Source organism: Streptomyces sp. PCS3-D2 (assembly GCF_000612545.2).
GTDB lineage: Bacteria > Actinomycetota > Actinomycetes > Streptomycetales > Streptomycetaceae > Streptomyces.
In genome coordinates, this window is record NZ_CP097800.1 from 7,163,559 (window position 1) to 7,180,538 (window position 16,980).

General features: G+C 72.9%; 15 protein-coding genes. 9 read left to right on the top strand and 6 right to left on the bottom strand.

The annotated features are described in order from the left end of the window. Window positions 1-11 precede the first annotated feature (11 nt). Window positions 12-2,444, top strand: a complete 2,433-nt coding sequence (locus AW27_RS32120) for a SpoIIE family protein phosphatase (RefSeq protein WP_037922282.1) — start codon at window positions 12-14, stop codon at window positions 2,442-2,444. A 64-nt stretch (window positions 2,445-2,508) separates the two neighbouring features. Here the strand turns inward: AW27_RS32120 and AW27_RS32125 are convergent, their stop codons facing one another. Next, window positions 2,509-2,940: a VOC family protein gene (locus AW27_RS32125; protein WP_037922284.1), complete on the bottom strand. Its 432-nt coding sequence runs from the start codon at window positions 2,938-2,940 to the stop codon at window positions 2,509-2,511. A 116-nt stretch (window positions 2,941-3,056) separates the two neighbouring features. Then, the gene (locus AW27_RS32130) at window positions 3,057-3,983 is read right to left on the bottom strand and encodes an NAD-dependent protein deacetylase (protein ID WP_037922286.1); all 927 of its coding nucleotides are present in this window, start codon (window positions 3,981-3,983) and stop codon (window positions 3,057-3,059) included. 211 nt (window positions 3,984-4,194) lie between these two features. Here AW27_RS32130 and AW27_RS32135 point away from each other — a divergent pair, with 211 nt between their 5' ends. After that, complete coding sequence (locus AW27_RS32135; protein WP_037922288.1) at window positions 4,195-5,802, top strand: phospholipase D-like domain-containing protein; 1,608 nt, start codon at window positions 4,195-4,197, stop codon at window positions 5,800-5,802. A 93-nt stretch (window positions 5,803-5,895) separates the two neighbouring features. Here the strand turns inward: AW27_RS32135 and AW27_RS32140 are convergent, their stop codons facing one another. Further along, window positions 5,896-6,255 (bottom strand): ArsR/SmtB family transcription factor, encoded by a 360-nt coding sequence (locus tag AW27_RS32140; RefSeq protein ID WP_037922290.1) that lies wholly within the window; start codon window positions 6,253-6,255, stop codon window positions 5,896-5,898. Between the two features lie 195 nt (window positions 6,256-6,450). Next, window positions 6,451-6,825: a hypothetical protein gene (locus tag AW27_RS32145; protein WP_037922294.1), complete on the bottom strand. Its 375-nt coding sequence runs from the start codon at window positions 6,823-6,825 to the stop codon at window positions 6,451-6,453. Between the two features lie 552 nt (window positions 6,826-7,377). Here AW27_RS32145 and AW27_RS32150 point away from each other — a divergent pair. Beyond that, the gene (locus AW27_RS32150) at window positions 7,378-7,587 is read left to right on the top strand and encodes a hypothetical protein (RefSeq protein ID WP_157840252.1); all 210 of its coding nucleotides are present in this window, start codon (window positions 7,378-7,380) and stop codon (window positions 7,585-7,587) included. A gap of 142 nt (window positions 7,588-7,729) precedes the next feature. Here AW27_RS32150 and AW27_RS32155 read toward each other — a convergent pair whose 3' ends face one another. Both AW27_RS32155 and AW27_RS32160 read right to left on the bottom strand, forming a co-directional pair. Beyond that, entirely contained in the window at window positions 7,730-8,107 is a 378-nt protein-coding gene (locus AW27_RS32155; protein WP_037922297.1) for an STAS domain-containing protein, read from the bottom strand. Between the two features lie 253 nt (window positions 8,108-8,360). Further along, entirely contained in the window at window positions 8,361-8,855 is a 495-nt protein-coding gene (locus AW27_RS32160) for a MarR family winged helix-turn-helix transcriptional regulator (protein WP_037922300.1), read from the bottom strand. Window positions 8,856-8,920: 65 nt separating this feature from the next. Here AW27_RS32160 and AW27_RS32165 point away from each other — a divergent pair, with 65 nt between their 5' ends. The 6 genes from AW27_RS32165 (at window position 8,921) to AW27_RS32190 (ending at window position 16,750) form a co-directional block, all read left to right on the top strand. Beyond that, window positions 8,921-11,041, top strand: a complete 2,121-nt coding sequence (locus AW27_RS32165) for an MMPL family transporter (RefSeq protein WP_037922968.1) — start codon at window positions 8,921-8,923, stop codon at window positions 11,039-11,041. Between the two features lie 183 nt (window positions 11,042-11,224). Next, window positions 11,225-12,100, top strand: a complete 876-nt coding sequence (locus AW27_RS32170) for a heavy metal-binding domain-containing protein (protein ID WP_037922971.1) — start codon at window positions 11,225-11,227, stop codon at window positions 12,098-12,100. Window position 12,101: 1 nt separating this feature from the next. Then, a complete protein-coding gene (locus AW27_RS32175) occupies window positions 12,102-12,965 on the top strand; it encodes a heavy metal-binding domain-containing protein (RefSeq protein WP_037922302.1) in 864 nt (287 codons plus the stop codon). Beyond that, window positions 12,958-13,350, top strand: a complete 393-nt coding sequence (locus AW27_RS32180) for a hypothetical protein (protein WP_037922304.1) — start codon at window positions 12,958-12,960, stop codon at window positions 13,348-13,350. Before AW27_RS32175 ends, AW27_RS32180 begins: the two co-directional genes overlap by 8 nt. Window positions 13,351-14,008: 658 nt before the next feature. After that, on the top strand, window positions 14,009-15,355 hold the full coding sequence (locus AW27_RS32185) for an MFS transporter (RefSeq protein WP_052030673.1): 1,347 nt from the start codon (window positions 14,009-14,011) through the stop codon (window positions 15,353-15,355). Window positions 15,356-15,400: 45 nt separating this feature from the next. Beyond that, entirely contained in the window at window positions 15,401-16,750 is a 1,350-nt protein-coding gene (locus AW27_RS32190; RefSeq protein ID WP_304949939.1) for a condensation domain-containing protein, read from the top strand. Window positions 16,751-16,980 lie beyond the last annotated feature (230 nt).

Consider the following 16,980-nt stretch of genomic DNA (forward strand, 5'->3'; position numbering starts at 1 on the left):
CGACACGCACAGTGAGCAGACATCGCTTTGCGTTCTGCGGGGCGCAGCTCGCCGCCGTCTACGTGGCCGCCGACCAGGACCGGGAACTCCATCTGGCCGAGCTCACCGGCAACCGCGGGGTCCTCTACGGGCTGCCCGCGATCCTCGCCGTCGCAGGCCATTCACCGGCCGCCAACGCCTTCCGCACCGGGCGCCCGCTGTGGTTGACCCCCAAGGAACTCGCCGCGTTCATCGAGGAGGACCCCCACCACTTCCCCAGCCGGGTCCGGGACGGGGCGCCGAGCTCGCCGGCCCGGGTCTCACTGGGCGCCCTGCCCCTGGGACACGGCGACCAGGAGCTCGGCTGCCTGATCGTCGCGGGCGACGTGGGGGAGGGCTTCAGCGCCGACGACCGCAGTCTGCTGGAGCTGTACGCCGACCAGGTGGCGGCCCGACTCGAATCGGTCGCCGCCCGCTTCGCCGGGCGCCGGGCCCCGCAGGCCCACCTGGTCCAGTCACTGGTCCCCGACCAGGGCGGCGCCTTCATCCTGGACCTGGCCACCGGCCGGATGGAGGCCCACGCGCACGTGCTGGAACTGCTCGGCCTGTCTCCCGAGCAGTTCGACGGACAGGTGGAGACCCTGCTCGCCTGCGCCGTGCCCGACGACATGCCCGCGCTGATGGCGATCGTCGAGCCCGACCGGCTGGCCACCACCGGTCAGCAGCTGGCGTTTCGCATCCGCCGGCCGGGCGGGGAGCTGCGCTGGCTGGGCCTGCGCTGCCGGGTGGAAGTGGACTCCGACGGCGCCCCGCGGCGCGTCCTGGGCGTGGTGGCCGACGCCTCCTACCTGCGGCCCAGCGCGGACGAGGTGTCCCTCGTACAGCGCCTGTCAGCCACCCTCGCGGGGGCCGCGACCATCCGGGAGGTCAGTCGGCTCGCGATCGCGGCCCTGCGCGAGCCGCTCGGCGCGTCCCGCGTCGCGGTGGGCGAACTGGAGCCCGAACACCTCATCGTCACCGCACTCGACCCCCCGGAACCCGATGCCTGGCCGGAATCCTGGCGCGCGGAATGGCGCTCGGAGTGGCCCGACGTGTCACTGGGCGACCTGCCCACCCTGCAGAGCGCGCTCCGCGCCGGTCACATGAGCCTGTGGCCGCCGGGCGCGGCCCTGGAGCCCGGGCTCCAGGGCGTCGGGCCCGGCGGTCTCGCGGTGCTGCCGCTGCCCGCCGAGGGCCGCATGGTCGGGGTGTGCCTGGTGGGCTGGGGCGAGGAGCACCGGTTCGCCCCCGAGGAGCGTTCGCTGCTGACCGCGACCGCCGGCCTGCTGGGCCAGGCCCTGGTGCGGGCCCACGCTCTGGACGCGGGCCACGAACTGGCCACGATGCTTCAGCGCAGCCTGCTGCCCCGTAAGCTCCCCGAGCTGCCGGGCGGGGTCGCCGTCGCCCGCTACCTGCCCGCGACCGCGGGACTGGAGGTCGGCGGGGACTGGTACGACGTCATCCCCCTCGGCGACGGCCACGTGGCCTTCGTCATCGGGGACGTCCAGGGCCACAGCGCCGGAGCCGCCACCATCATGGGCCAGATGCGCACGGCGGTCAGGGCCTACGCCGTGGAGGGGCACCCGCCCGACGTGGTGGTGGCGCGCGCCAACCGGCTGCTCGTCGGCATGGAGACCGACCTCTTCGCCACCTGCACCTACGTGGACCTCGACATGGAGGAGGGCATCGCCAGGGTCGTACGGGCCGGCCACCTGCCGCCGGTGCTGCGCCATCCCGACGGCGTGGCCGAGGAGTTGGCGGTGGAGGGCGGGCCGCCTCTGGGCGTGCTCGCGGAAGCCGTCTTCCCCATGACCGAGACGGGACTGCTCCCCGGAACCCTGCTCGTCCTGTTGACGGACGGCCTGGTGGAGTCCGCACGGCTGCCCCTGGAGGAGGGCATGCGCCGGGTGTGCGAGGCGCTCACCGAGGCGGACCCGGTCGATGTCGGAGGGGTGGCCGACGACCTGGTCGCGGGCGTGGGCCGGCGTGACGACGACGTGGCGCTGCTGCTGCTGCGCTACGACGGTACGGGCGGCCGGCCCAGGCGGAGCCACTGGACGGTGTGGCGCCTGCCCAAGGCCGTCCTGCACGCGCGCCGCTTCACGGCGCGCACGCTGCGGTCCTGGGGAGTGGTGGAGGAGATCGACACGGCCCTGCTGATCGTGTCCGAGCTGGTGACCAACGCGATCGCGCACACCCAGGGCGAGGTGGGCATGGACCTGACCCTGTCCACCGACCGGCTGCGGATCGCCGTGAACGACGCGTCGCCGCGCAGCCCTGTCAAACCGGTGTCGGTGAGCTGGGAGTCGACCGGAGGCCGCGGCCTGCTCATCGTCGAGGCGACGGCGACGGCTTGGGGCTCGGTGCCGCTCAGCGGCGGCAAGCAGGTCTGGGCCGAGATCCCCTGGCACCCGCGGACCGCCTGATCCGGCACGGCCGGAGCTCCCCGCCCGCCCCCGGCGGCGGCCCGGACGCCGTGCGGCCGGACCGTCAGCCGGGCCCGGGGCGGCTGCCGGCCACCAGTTCGACCTCGAACCCGTCGGTGTTCACCAGGTACGCGGCATAGGTCCGCTCGCCGCCGGCGTACGGGTGGCGGTCGGGGTACATCAAACTCCAGCCGTGCCGCTTCCCCTCGACGACCAGGAGTTCCACCGCCGCGTCGTCCTCCAGGTGGAACGCCAGGTGGTTCAGCCCGGGCCGGCAGCGGTCGTGGTGGTCGTCGGTGAGGGCCGGGGACCGCTCGAACACCAGATAGGTCGCGCCGAGCCGCCAGCTCCGACCGTCGCCCCAGCTCTGGTACGGCGTGTAGCCCATGGCCTCCAGCAGCCAGCCGAAGGAGGCGACCGCCCGGTCGAGGTCGGGCACCCAGATCTCCACGTGGTGCAGCATCCCGGTGGTCCCGGCCGACGGTACGTCGGACATCGCCCGTCTCCCCCTCCTCGTGTTCCTCCTGCACCGCTGACGGCGCTCCCCATGATGACGGACGTCGGCGGTGCGGCCGTCCGGCGGCCGCTGTGGCAGCCGTCGCTGCCGCGGCTCTACGCCTGCGGCCGCGGGCGTCCCCGTACCGACGCGTCCCCGCCGTCGACCGGGATGCCCAGGCGGTCCGCCAGAGTGGTGAGGGCCGTGCCCAGGGGGAGGGCGACACGGGTCACGGCGTGGCGGTCGCCGCGGGTCGGGTCCCGGTTGACGATCAGTACCGGCTTGCCCGCCTGGGCCGCCTGGCGGACGAACCGGAGGCCGGACATCACCGTGAGTGACGATCCCAGGACCAGCAGCGAGGTGGCGCCGTCGACCAGCTCGCGGCAGCGTTCGACGCGCCGAGGGGGAACCGTTTCTCCGAAGAACACCACGTCCGGTTTCAGGACGCCCCCGCAGTGTGCGCACGGCACCACGGAGAAGTCCCCGACCTGGTCGTCCGTGAGGTCGGCGTCGCCGTCCGGGTTCAGCCGTGGGGCGACCGGCTCGAAGCCCGCGTTGGCCTCCTCCAGTCGTCGCGCCAGGTCGCGGCGCGAGCCGGAGGCGCCGCAGGCGAGGCACACGACCCGGCCCAGGCTGCCGTGGAGTTCCACCACGTCCTCGCTGCCGGCCGCCTGGTGCAGGCCGTCGACGTTCTGGGTGATCACTCCTGCGAGCAGCCCGTGCCGCCCGAACGCCGTCACGGCGCGGTGTCCGGCGTTGGGGGCCGCGCGGCCGAAGGTCCGCCAGCCGAGGTGGCTGCGCGCCCAGTACCGGCGCCTCGCGCGCGCACTCGCGGTGAACTCCTGGTAGGTCATCGGGGTGTGCCTGCGCAGGCTCCCGCCCTCACCCCGGTAGTCGGGGATGCCCGACTCGGTGGAGAGGCCCGCCCCGCTGAGCACCAGCACGCCGCCGGCCCGCAGCGCGTCGGCGACCGGCCCCGGATCCGCGGTCCCGGGCGGCAGGTCATCGGTGGGCGTCCAGCTCAGAGTGGGGCGCGTACGCATGCGACCAGCGTACGGAAGCAGCCGGCTGGACACCGCCCCGCCCGCGTGCCGACCGAGGTGGCCGGAACTCGCCCGGTGAAGGTGAACAGAGGTCTACCTACTGGTAACTTGCGCGAGTTGATCAAGGCCAGGGGCGTGGTCGACCCACGCCACGGGCCCAGCCCCCCGGCCGGCCCCCCGGCCCCAGCCACCCCCCAGTCAAGGACCCACATTGGCACGCACCGTCCGGACGACGGCCATCGTCTCCACGTCGGCCCTCGCCCTCGGCCTCTCCCTCCTCGGAGCCGCCGCCCCCGTCCACGCCGCGGAGGCGCCCACACCGCACCTGGACTCGGTCGAGCAGACCCTGCGGCAGGTGTCACCGGGCCTGGAGGGCTCGGTCTGGGAGCGCACCTCCGGCAACCGGTTCGGCTCCTCGGCCCCGGGCGGCGCCGACTGGCTGCTCCAGACACCCGGTTGCTGGGGCGACGCCGCGTGCACCGACCGGCCCGGATCGCGCCGCCTCCTGGACAAGATGCGCCAGGACATCGCGGCCGCCCGGGAGACGGTGGACATATCGACGCTCGCGCCCTTCCCCAACGGCGGCTACCAGGACGCGATCGTCGCGGGTCTGCAGGAGTCCGCGCAGAAGGGCAACCGGCTCAAGGTGCGCGTCATGGTGGGCGCCGCACCCCTCTACCACTCCACCGTGATCCCCTCGTCCTATCGGGACGAACTGCTCGGGAGGCTCGGCCCGGCCGCCGCGGCCAACATCACCCTCAACGTGGCCTCGATGACCACGTCGAAGACCGCCTTCTCCTGGAACCACTCCAAGCTGATCGTGGTGGACGGCGGGTCGGTGATCACCGGCGGCATCAACAGCTGGAAGGACGACTACCTGGAGACCGCGCACCCGGTCGCCGACGTCGACCTCGCGCTGTCCGGGCCCGCCGCCGGCTCCGCGGGCCGCTACCTGGACTCCCTGTGGGACTGGACCTGCCGCAACAAGGGCAACTGGAGCGCGGTCTGGTTCGCGGCCTCGCCCGGCGCGGACTGCATGCCCTCCCTGCCCCGGCCCGCCTCCCCGGCGGGCGGCGGGAACGTACCCGCGCTCGCCGTGGGCGGTCTCGGCGTCGGCATCCGCCAGAACGACCCCACCTCGCCGTTCCGTCCCGTACTGCCCACGGCCGGCGACACCAAGTGCGGGATCGGGGTGCCCGACAGGACCAACGCGGACCGGGACTATGACACCGTCAACCCGGAGGAGAGTGCCCTGCGCGCCCTCGTTTCCAGCGCGACCTCGCACATCGAGATCTCCCAGCAGGACATCCACGCCACCTGTCCGCCACTGCCGCGCTACGACGTGCGCCTCTACGACGCCCTCGCCGCCAAGCTCGTCGCCGGTGTGAAGGTCCGCATCGTGGTCAGTGACCCGGCGAACCGCGGCACCATCGGCAGTGGGGGCTACTCGCAGATCAAGGCCCTCTCCGAGGTGAGCGACGCGCTGCGCGGCCGGGTGGTGGCCTTGACCGGTGACGGTGGCCGTGCGCGGACGGCCATGTGCGAGAACCTCCAGCTGGCGACGTTCCGGGCGTCCGACCGACCGACGTGGGCGGACGGCAAGCCCTACGCCCAGCACCACAAGCTGGTCTCGGTGGACGGAGCGGCCTTCTACATCGGATCCAAGAACCTCTACCCGTCCTGGCTCCAGGACTTCGGCTACATCGTGGAGAGCCCGACCGCGGCCGGACAGCTCAGGAGCGACCTGCTGGACCCGCAGTGGCGCTACTCGCAGGCCACCGCGACGTACGACTACGCGCGCGGCCTCTGCCAGGCCTGACGCGCCGCAGGCAGGGCCGACGCGCCACCCCGCACGAAGCCGCCGGGGCATCTCGACAGAGGTGCCCCGGCGGCTTCGTGTGCTGGCGCCCGGCTACAGCGACGGAGGGCCCGAGTGGACCGAGGTGTCGGCGTGCCGGAGCTCGGCGAGCAGTTCGCTCTGGCCCACCAGGAGTTCGGTGAGGATGCGTCGTGCGGCTCTCAGGAGCTCTGCCACATCGCCGCCGGCCAAGGCGTAACTGACCGTGGATCCATCACGTATGGACACCACGATGCCGGACCGGCGCAGTACCGCCAGCTGTTGCGAGAGGTTGGACGGTTCGATCTCGATTTCGTTCAGCAGCTCGCGCACGGGTACGGGGCCGTTCTGGAGGAGTTCGAGTACGCGGATGCGGACGGGGTGTCCGAGCATCCGGAAGAACTCCGCCTTGGCCTGGTACAGCGGGACCTGCATGTGGCAACGCTCCTACCCGGGTTCCGACCTATGGACGGGGACGGCGTCCGGTTCCGCCGGGCCCGCCCCCGTTGACCATGACCAGCCATTCTCCTGTACCCCGGCTTGGCCCTACCCGGCGCTGACTGAATTCGGATGTGCCGAGTTGAAGATTTCTTCAATTCGTGGGCAAAAAAAGATGCGGGGTACGGGCGGCTAGAGTTCCAGGTCCGCTTCGATGCGCTTGAGCTGGTGCCGGGCCATGGCGAGGTTCGACTTGCCCTTGTCCAGGACGATGTAGAGGAACAGGCCGTTGCCCCCGCGCCCCTTGAGCAGTCGGATGAGGTGGTACTGGCTGCCGAGGGTGATCAGTACGTCCTCGATGTCCTCCTTGATGCCCAGCATCTCCATGGTCCGGGCCTTCGCCCGGATCACGTCGGTGTTCCCCGCTGCCGCGACCGTCAGGTCGAGGTCCTTGCCGCCCCCCAGCATGCCGAGGGCCATGCCACTCGTGTAGTCGACCAGTGCCGCGCCGACGCTCCCCTCGATCGAGGTCATCGCCTCTTTCAGGGACGTCTCCACGTTCACCATTGCAGCCTCCTCGTTTTTTCACGGCCCTGGTCGGCTTCACGTCTCCGACCGGGTTGCAGGAGGGACGCTACGCGCCCGCGGCCAGGATCGTGGCGAACATCAGGTTTCTCGGCAGGATATGGAGCTCGATCCGCTAGTGTGCGGGCCCCTGATCGCCCGACTGCCGGAAAACGTAAGGGAGTCGGGGTCGTGTCGGCAGTCCCCGGCCGGGCCGGCGGGAGCCCCGGCAGAGCGCGTCCGTGCAGCTCGGAGCCGGTCGGTGGGCCCATTGCGGCCTCCGGTGCGCCCAAGTCGCGTGCACGGCGCAGCGGTTGGCGGGATTGGCCGAGAGGTGCCGGTCGGCGGGCGGCGGGGTGGTCCGCGCTGCCCGCGGGCCGAAGTCGGCTTGCCCGAGAGGGGATCGGCGCCCGGACGGAGACGGGGGCGCCCACCTGCGGGGCGAGGCGGCGTAACGCGCTCCGCTATCACTCAACGTGTTTAGAGCCGTGGATTCTGGAAACGCTGAGTAGCCACAAGGTGTAAAGGTCAAGGCGAAAGGTGGGATTCATGTCCGTGAGCATTGCAATCATCCTCGTCGTGGTGGCGGCGTCCGTCGCCGCGATCGCACTCTTCCCGGCGGTTGCACCCGCGCCACCCGACCAGACCGCAGACCGGTCCGGTGGGGAGGACCCCCGCGGGAGCGAATCGGGCCGGCCCCCGGCCCGTCGACTGCGCAACATCCCACCGCAGCAGACCAGGGAACGACGGCGAAGCTTCGGCTGATTCGGTGCCCCACCCCACCCCACCCCGCCCCGCCCCACGCGCGTCGTCCCGGGCAGGGCGCGGTGCCGTCGCAGGGGGGCGCGGGGTGGTCGGTGCCGGTGGTGGGCCCGCGGGGCGAGCGGCCCCACCACCGTTGCGTCGGCTACCCCGTGGGGCTCGGCAGAGGGGGCGCCGGGCGGCCGTGGCCGGCGGGTCCGAGCGGAAGCCGTGCCGTCCCGGCCGCCGCGTGCAGGAGGCGCTCCACGGCCCGGGAGCGGTGGGTGAGCCTGAGGCGGCGTCCCTGTCGGGGCCACCCGTCCAGAGCCGCCAGGAAGCCGGAGTCGCAGAAGGTGACCCGTGAGCAGTCCAGGACCAGCCCGGTGTGACCGCGGTCGGCCGCCGAGGCCAGAAACGCCCGCAGCGGAGCGGCGCTGAAGTGGTCGATCTCGCCCGCGAGGTGGGCGACCAGGGTGGCGCCGAGGGTGGTGCAGGAGCGGATGAGTATGACGCCGGGCGCGGGGTCCGCGCCCGAATCGTGCACGGAGGGCGGGGCCCCGGTCGCGCGAGGGGCGGGCAGTATCGGGGCGGTGCTTGAGGTATTCACGTCCCCGTCAACGCCTCCCGCAGGGGGTCGGGAAACGACCGGCGGGTTCCTTTCACCCCATGTGATCAGCGGGGATCCCCGGTCGAGGGAAAGATTCCACCCGGACGGGGCATGGGGGCACCCGGGTGCGTCCGCGCGTGGGGCGGTCCGCCGGCAGACGTCGGCGCCGGCTCCACGACGCGGGAGGCGCTCAGCGGCGCACGCGTGACAGCTGGTCGTTCATCTCGCTCAGGAAGCGCACCACCGTGTGCAGTTCGTCCGGGCTGAAGCGGGCGCGCGCCGCGTCGGTGGACCTGGCCAGCGGCCGGAAGTACTCGCGCGCTGCCGCGCGCCCGGCCGGTGCGTAGTGGATGTGGACCACGCGCCGGTCATCGGCCGCCCGGACCCTTCGGATGTGGCCGGCCTTCTCCAGCCGGTCCAGGCAGGCCGTCGTCGCGCCCGAGGTGAGGTTCATGTGGGCGCCCAGCCGTCCGGGGGTCATGGGGCCCGCCTCCTGGTCCCGCTCGGCGTCCAGCACGGCGATCAGAGCCTGTACGTCGGTCAGGTGCAGGCCCTGGGAGTGCGCGAACTCCTGGGCGATCCGGTTGAACTCGGCGTTCATGGCACGCAGCAGCACCGCGAAGGACTGCAGCCCGATCGGGTCGTCGGGCGGAAGGTCGTTCGGGGGTGTGCCGGCGCTGCGCATCTCCTCAGCATATGATGTCTCGATCGTTGAGATACTTTATGATCGAGGGAGTGGGAGTCGTGTCCATGAGGAACCCGTCGTGGTGGTTGCGCCGGCTGGTGCCGGCGGTCCTGCTGGTGGCCTGGCTGGCGATCGGCGGCACCCTGGGCCCCTACGCCGGAAGGCTCGGCGAGGTCGCCACCAACGACCAGGCGGCCTTCCTGCCCCAGAGCGCGGAATCCACCAGGGTGCTGGAGGAGCGCCGGGCCTTCGAACGGTCCGAGTCGGTGCCCGCGATCATCGTCTGGCAGGAGTCGGACCGCGGCTCCGTCACCGACGCCCAGCAGGAGGGGGCCACCCGCGCCCTGGCCTCGCTGGCCGGGAAGGCGGGCGTCGTCGCGCCTCCCACCCCCGCCCTGCGCTCACAGGACGGCCAGGCCCTCCAGGCGGTCGTGCCGCTCTCCCCGGACCTCGGTGACGAGCTGCCCACCGTCCTGGACGAGGTGCGCGCGGCGGCGGCCTCCGTACCAGGTCTGAGCGCGCGCATCGCCGGCCCGGCGGCCACGCAGGCCGACCTCGCGGACGCCTTCTCCGGCATCGACGGCCTGCTGCTCGGCGTGGCGCTCGGCGCCGTGCTCCTGATCCTGCTGCTCGTCTACCGCAGCCTGCTGCTCCCGCTGGTGATCATCATCAGCGCGGTGTTCGCCCTCGGCCTGGCCTGCGCCGTCGTCTACGCCCTGGCCGACCGCGGCATCGTGCGGGTGGACGGCCAGGTGCAGGGGATCCTGTCCATCCTGGTCATCGGGGCGGCGACCGACTACGCGCTGCTGCTCGCCGCACGGTTCCGGGAGGAACTCGCCGCCCGGGGCGACCGTACGGCCGCGGCGCTGGCTGCAGTCCGTCGCTCGGCAGGTGCGATCACCGCCAGCGCCGCCACCGTGGCCCTGGGCCTGCTCGCCCTGCTGGCCGGCGACCTGACCAACAATCAGGCCCTGGGTCCGGTCGGCGCCATCGGTATCGTCTGCTCGGTCCTGGCCACCCTCACGTTCCTGCCCGCCGTACTGGTCCTGCTCGGCCGGGCCGCGTTCTGGCCCGCCACGCCCGAGGCCGGCGGAGCTCCGGCCGAGGGGCACGGCGTGTGGCGCCGCATCGCGGCCGTCATCGACCGCGCGCCCCGCCGGGTCTGGGCATCGACGTCCCTGCTCCTGCTCGTCCTGGCGGCCTTCGCTCCGGCCCTGTCCTCGGGCGGTGTCCCGCTCGACGAGATCTTCGTCAAGGACGCCCCTTCCGTCGCCGCCCAGAAGGCGCTCGGCCGACATTTCCCCGGCGGATCGGGCCAGCCGGCCGTGATCATCGCCGACTCCGCCCATGCCGCCGATGTGCAGGCTGCCGTACGCGCGACCCCCGGCGTCGCCTCGGCGGCGGCCGTGACGGCCTCCGGACGGCCGGGCGAAGGCGAGCCCCTCGCCGTCGGCGGCCGGGTCCGCGTCGACGCCACCCTCGAGGCGGCTGCCGACAGCGACTCCGCGCAGCAGACGATCGCCGAACTGCGCACCCGGCTGGCCGCGTTGCCGGAGGCGGACGCCATCGTCGGGGGCTACACGGCCCAGCAGTACGACACCGGACAGACCGCGGCCCGCGACCGAACCGTCATCGTCCCGGTCGTCCTCGGCATCATCCTCCTCGTGCTCGTCCTGCTCCTGCGCTCCCTGCTGGTCCCGGTCCTGCTCGTCGCGACCGTGGCCCTGAACTTCCTGGCCACCCTGGGTGTGTCCGCACTCGTCTTCGAGCACCTGCTCGGGTTCAGCGGCACGGACGCCTCGGTACCCCTGTACGGCTTCGTCTTCCTCGTGGCACTCGGAGTCGACTACAACATCTTCCTGATGTCCCGTGTTCGGGAGGAGTCCCTCGTCCACGGCGTACGCCAAGGGGTGTTGCGCGGCCTGACGACGACGGGCGGCGTCATCACCTCGGCCGGCGTGGTGCTCGCCGCGACGTTCGCGGCGCTGATGGTGATTCCGCTGGCCTTCCTCGTCCAGATCGCCTTCATCGTCGCCTTCGGCGTCCTCCTGGACACCCTCGTCGTGCGGTCCCTGCTGGTGCCGGCCCTCGTGATCGACATCGGCCCGCGTAGCTGGTGGCCCGGCGTCCTGGCCCGCGAACCGCGCTCCGCGCCGCCCGGCACCGGGCAGCCGGGCGCCTCGTAGGGCGTCGCGCGGGACTGCCGGTCCGGTCTCGGCCGAGGTACCGCCGTCACCCTCGCGCCCCACCGCTCCGGCGGCTCAGCCGCGCCCCACCGTTCCGCCGATCCCACCGATCCCGCCGATGACGTACCCTGCCGAACGGGCGCGCGATGGGCGCGGTGAGACGGCAGGCTGATGGCGGGGGCGATGGTACGTCGGGAGAACGTCGGTCTGCCGGGCGCCGCCGGACCGGCGGCGCGGGTGCGGCCGGCCACCACCTGGGATTCCGCCCTGTCGGCCCGGGAGTTCGCGGCCATCGGCGACGTCGGGTTCGAGCCGGTCGGGCAGGTGCTCGGCACCGCCGTCTTCAACATCGGGTACACCGGTGTCTGGGGCTGCCCCGGCAGTTGGCCCGCGACCGGCGACACCAACCGGGTGCCGTCGTCGAGATGGGCCTCCTCCTTGTCGCCGCTGGCGCGGACGATGTACGCGGCACGCAGATCGGCCCTGGCCCGGGCGGTGGGTGAATGCGGCGCGCTCGGCGGCGACGGGATCGTCGGCGTGGAACTGCGGGTCGGTGAATTCCCTGCTGGCGGAACGGAGTTCACGGTGCGCGGCACGGCGGTCCGGGCCCGCTCGCGCATTCGGCCCCGTACCCCCTTCACGTCGCACCTGAACGGCCAGGACTTCGCCAGGCTCCTGCACGCCGGGTGGGTCCCGGTCGGACTCGCCTTCGGCCTGGCCCTCGCGACCCGGCACGACGACTGGCGCACCTCCTTCCGCATCCCCCTCACCGCCCGCAACCAAGAGGTCGGCGGCTACACCGCTCTGATCGGCCACGTCCGCCGGGAGGCACGCGAACAGCTGGTCGCGGACGCGCGGAAGTGCGGCGGCGACGGAGTGGTGGTCGACGACCTGGAGCTGCGGGTGGGGGAGAACGAGTGCCCCGGCTACGGATCGACGCGCGACCTCACCGCGCAGGCGCTCTTCGTCGGCACCTCCATCGCCCGGTTCGGCCGCTCCGAACGGCCCGCCGGCACCAGACCGCCACTGACCATCATGAGACTGGAGCGCGAGGGCTGACATGACCGAACGAACGGGGCCGGACGTACGCGGGGAGTCCGCGCCGGCGGTGGCGCAGGACGTGGCCGAGGACGCCATGCGCAGGCTCTCCGGGCCGGAGTCGGGGGAGAAGGGCTCGCTCTTCACCTCGGACCTGACGGTGAACGAGTTCCTGCTGGTGCGCGAGGCCGGCTTCCGCCCGCTCGGCCTGGTCCTCGGGACGTCCGTCCACCATGTCGGCCTCCAGCTCGGCCGGTGGTCGAAGAACCAGGAACTGACCAAGCTGTCACAGGCCATGTACCAGGCCCGCGAGCTGGCGATGAGTCGGATGGAGGCCGAGGCGAGTGCCGTGGGGGCGGACGGGATCGTCGGCGTGCGGCTGGACATCGAGTTCAAGGAGTTCGGCTCGGACATCGCCGAGTTCATCGCGGTGGGCACGGCCGTCAAGGCGGACGGAGCGGACCCGGGGCCGGGCGGGACGTGGCTCAACAACAAGGGCAGGCCCTTCACCTCGGATCTGTCAGGCCAGGAGTTCTGGACGCTGATCCGGGCCGGCTACGCGCCGCTGGACCTCGTGATGGGGTCGTGCGTCTACCACGTGGCACACCAGCGCTTCACCCAGGTGCTGGGCAACGCGGGCCGCAACGTCGAGATCGAACCCTTCACCCAGGCGCTCTACGACGCGCGCGAACTGGCCATGAGCCGCATGCGGGCGGAAGGCGAGGCCCTGGAGGCCGAAGGCATCGTGGCCGTGCAGCTGAAGCAGCACACCCACGGCTGGGGAGGCCACACCACCGAGTTCTTCGCCATCGGGACGGCCGTGCGCCCGCTGCGCGACGCGCACGTCATCGACCGTCCCACCGTGGTGGTGAGCCTCGATGCCTGAGGCGGACGTGGAACTGCTGGCTGCGGCGTTGCGACGGGACAGCGCCGACCTGGAGCTGTACGCGCGGGTACTGTCGGCCAACCTGTCGGACTCGCTGCCGGCCGGCGCCGTGCGGGTCCGGCGCAGGCGTTCCCTGGCGGAGCGGGTGGCCGGGCGGGAGGGTTCCGTCGTGGAACTGGACGTCGTGCTCGGAGAACAGAGGCTCGGACTGCGGACGGACCACGGGCGCGTGACCGGGGAGGTCCTGCATGAGGTACGCGGCATCGTGCTCTCCCGGCGCCGGGTCGAACTGGACGAGTGGGTCGACCGTCTGGCCCGAGCCCTGACCGAGGCCGCGGTCTCGAACGCGCGCGCCCGCGAGGCCCTGGAGCGCTTCCTGGCCTGAGAGTTCCCGGTACCGCGATCCGCCCGGGCAGCCGGTTCCGGGCGCTCCCGTGGCCGGGGCGCCCCGCTTCCCGGGCGTGCGCATGCCCGGGCCGAGACCGCCGAAGGGCTCCGGCAGGGTCTGCTGCAGCGCGGTCGGCCTGCCACGGGCTCCGTCGTGGTGCTCCTCCCGGCCCGCGAGCCCACCGGGGACCGGCTCGGCTGCTGCGAGCCGCGGGAGGGCGATGCCGGCGCAGCCCCCCGGTGCCCGCTCCGGCACAGGACCGCCCGCTAATGCGGGTTCGATCGGCCCCACCTCCTCCGGCGCGGCGTCCCGTGTGCGGCGAGACGGCCCGTCGTGACAACTTCCGCTGTCCCCAACGGTGTTCATAACGGACGGAATGATCTCCTCCGCGGTGGTGCAGCTGCGGAGGAGGGTTTTCGGCCAGGGTGTGGGTTGTTACTCAGGGTAGGGGTGGCCGCCTGTCGCCTCACCAGGCCCCCTTGTCCCCCTTGCCCCACCCGCCCCAGGCCATGTGCGCAAGCGACAGGAATTCACGTCGTCTTACCTCGCGTTGTGCGAAAAATTTCCAGATGCATGCCCGGGAGGCCGCAAAACAAGTCCGAAAGTGACAGGTTTGCTTTGACTCTTGATCGATGGATCCGTGAATGTCGTTCACATGTCCGACACATCCGGAGCCGCCACCGGTGGCCCCATGCGCCAGCGCGACTTCCGCCTGCTGCTCGCGGGAGCCGCCACGGGGCAGTTCGGCGCCCAGGTGACGCTGGTGGCGCTGCCCCTCGTGGCCGTCCTCGTACTCGACGCCCCCGCTTTCCAGGTCGGCCTCCTGACCGCCGCCGAGACCGCCGCCTTCCTACTCGTCGGGCTTCCCGCCGGTGCACTCACCGACCGCATGCGCAAACGCCCCCTGATGATCCGCGCGGACCTGGTGCGCGCGGTGGCCATGGCGAGCATCCCCGCCGCCGCGTTCGGCGGCGTCCTGACCATGGCCCAGCTGTACGCGGTCGCGCTCGTGACCGGAGTGGCGACCGTGTTCTTCGACGTCGCCCATCAGAGCTACCTGCCGCAGATCCTGCCCCGTGACCAACTCGTGGCGGGCAACGGCGCACTGGAGACGGTCCGTTCCACCGCCCACGTCACCGGACCCGGCATCGGTGGCGGACTCGTCCAGCTCGTCGGCGCGCAGTTCGCCGTCATCGTCGACGCCGTCGGCTACCTGCTCTCCGCACTGTTCCTCGCCCGTGTCCACACGACCGAAGAGGCGCCCCGACGCACCGCCGGGGGCTCCCTGCGCAAGGAGATCGGCGAGGGCGTCCACTTCATATTCGGCCACCCACTGCTCCGGGTCATCGCCTTCACCACCGGCCTCGCCAACTTCTGCACAGCCGTCCTCATGGCGACGCAGACCGTGCACCTGGTCCGCGTCGTCGGCCTGCAGGCCGGCGGACTCGGCCTGGTGCTGTCCGCGTCGGCCGTGGGCGGCCTCCTGGGCGCCCTGTGCGCCGGACGCATCGCCGACCGGCTGGGGCAGGCCCGCGTCATCCTGCTGTCCCTCCTCGTGACCGGCCCGTTCGCACTGCTGTGGCCCCTGTCCGGGCACGGCACGGCCGGGGCGGCCCTGTTCGCCGCCGGATCGGCGGTCGTCTCCTTCGGCGCCGTCGTCTACAACGTCGCCCAGGTCAGCTTCCGCCAGGGCATGTGCCCGCCCCGCCTGCTCGGCCGGATGAACGCCACCCTGCGCTTCCTCATGTGGGGCACCCTCCCGCTCGGTGCGCTCCTCGGCGGAGCCCTCGCCCAGTCCTACGGCTCACGCACCGCGCTCGCCTGCTGCGCCGTCGGCATCCTCGCCGTACCCCTGCCGCTGCTCCTCTCCCCGCTGCGCGGGATGCGGGACCTGCCCGCCCCGCCGGACGCCGACACCGCCGACGGCACCGCCCACGGGGCACCTTGCGGCACCGTCCCCGCCGGAGACGACGAACGCCCGGCCGTGACACCCGCCGGCTGACCACCGATCCACGGCGCAGGGGGAGCGCCGCCCAGCCGCCGCACCGTGCCACGCGAGCGCGGCCACGACGAAGAGGACCACGTGCCCAGCATCACCAGCCAGTACCTGGCCCGTTACCGGCGTCTCGCCGGCGACCGGTCCGACACCTTGCTCCCGGTCACCGGGGCACAGCGCCGCTTCGTGCTGGTGCGTTCGCTGGACCCGGCGGGACGACCCGACCTGGTACCGATGTTCTTCGCCTTCCCGTCGGGCATCGTCGATCCCGAACGCCTGAGGGCCGCCGCGCGCAGGCTCGCCGCCCGGCACACCGCCCTGCGCTCCCGGCCCTCCGTGGTCCGCGGCACCCCCGTCCTGAGCGTCGCCGCCGCCCCGGACATCCGTCTGACCCGGCCGGGGCGTCTCGTAGCGGGGGAGTCGCCCGCCGCCGTGCTCCGCCGCGCGCTCGGCTCCTGGGACGTCCGAGGGCCCTCCCTGCGCCTCTTCCTCGTACCCGACGAGGAGCGCGAGGAGGACATCGTCGCCGTCGTCCTGGACCACGCCGTCTGCGACGGACGCTCGCTGGCGCGCATCGTCGGCGAACTCGGCGCCGCCTACACCGAGGAGGCCACCGGGCACCACACCGCACCGGGGGAGACGGAAGCCGAACTCACCGCCTACCGCGACGCGGTCCTCGGCCAACTCGCGGCCGAGGAGAAGGCGGAGACTCCCCAAGCGGCCGCCTACTGGGCCGACCGGCTCCGCGCGCTGCGCACCCACGCCCCGGCACCCCGGCCGGACCGGGTCGCCGAGGGCGCGAAGCCCAGCGGCGCCGCGCAGGCCCGGCTGCCCGCGCACGACGGCGGGGTGTCCTTCCCCGGGCTGCTCGACGCCTGCCGCGCGGCCGCCCGCGAGCTGTACGGCACCGGCCGCATCGTCCCGCTGGGCTACCCGTGGGGCGGCCGCCCCACGGGAGCGGAGCCCGTCGTCGGCTGCTTCCTCAACACCCTCGCCTTCCCGGTCGACACCGGCACCGACACGGCTACCGGTCCCGGCCCCGGTCCGGAGGCGACCGCCGATGCCTGGTGGGACGACCTCGACCGGGCCGACGTCCCGTTCGACGCGGTCGTGACCGCCGTCCGGGCCGCCGGTTCGGCCTGGACCGGAAGCCTCGACGGCCTGCTCACGGTGGACGACGACACACGCCGCCCGCCGCTCGTGCTCGACGGCGTCGAGGGGCGGGAAGTCCACGTCGACGGCAGGCCGGTCCGCGGGCCCTTCGCCGTCTCGGTCACCCAGGGAGAGGAGATCCGCCTGCGGATGGTGTGGGACCGGGCGGTGATCGACGACGAGGGCGCGCACCGGGCGTTCGACGCGCTGACGCACGCGCTGCGCCCCTCGGACCACACCGTGCAGTGATCCTGCTGCCCGGGCGCCCCCGCCGCCGCCCGGACGTTCGGCCGCCCCGCCATCCGGGCCGACCGCCGCCCCGCTGGCGCCCCGCGCGCCCCCGGCAGTCGAACGCCCCGCGCCCGCCCCCACTCCACCCCACCGCGCCCAGCCGCGCCGTACCGGCGCGGCCCCCCCCGGACCGCGGCCCCCGATACGCCCGCCGCCGCCCGCACCCCGAGCCCCCACGGCAATCCCCC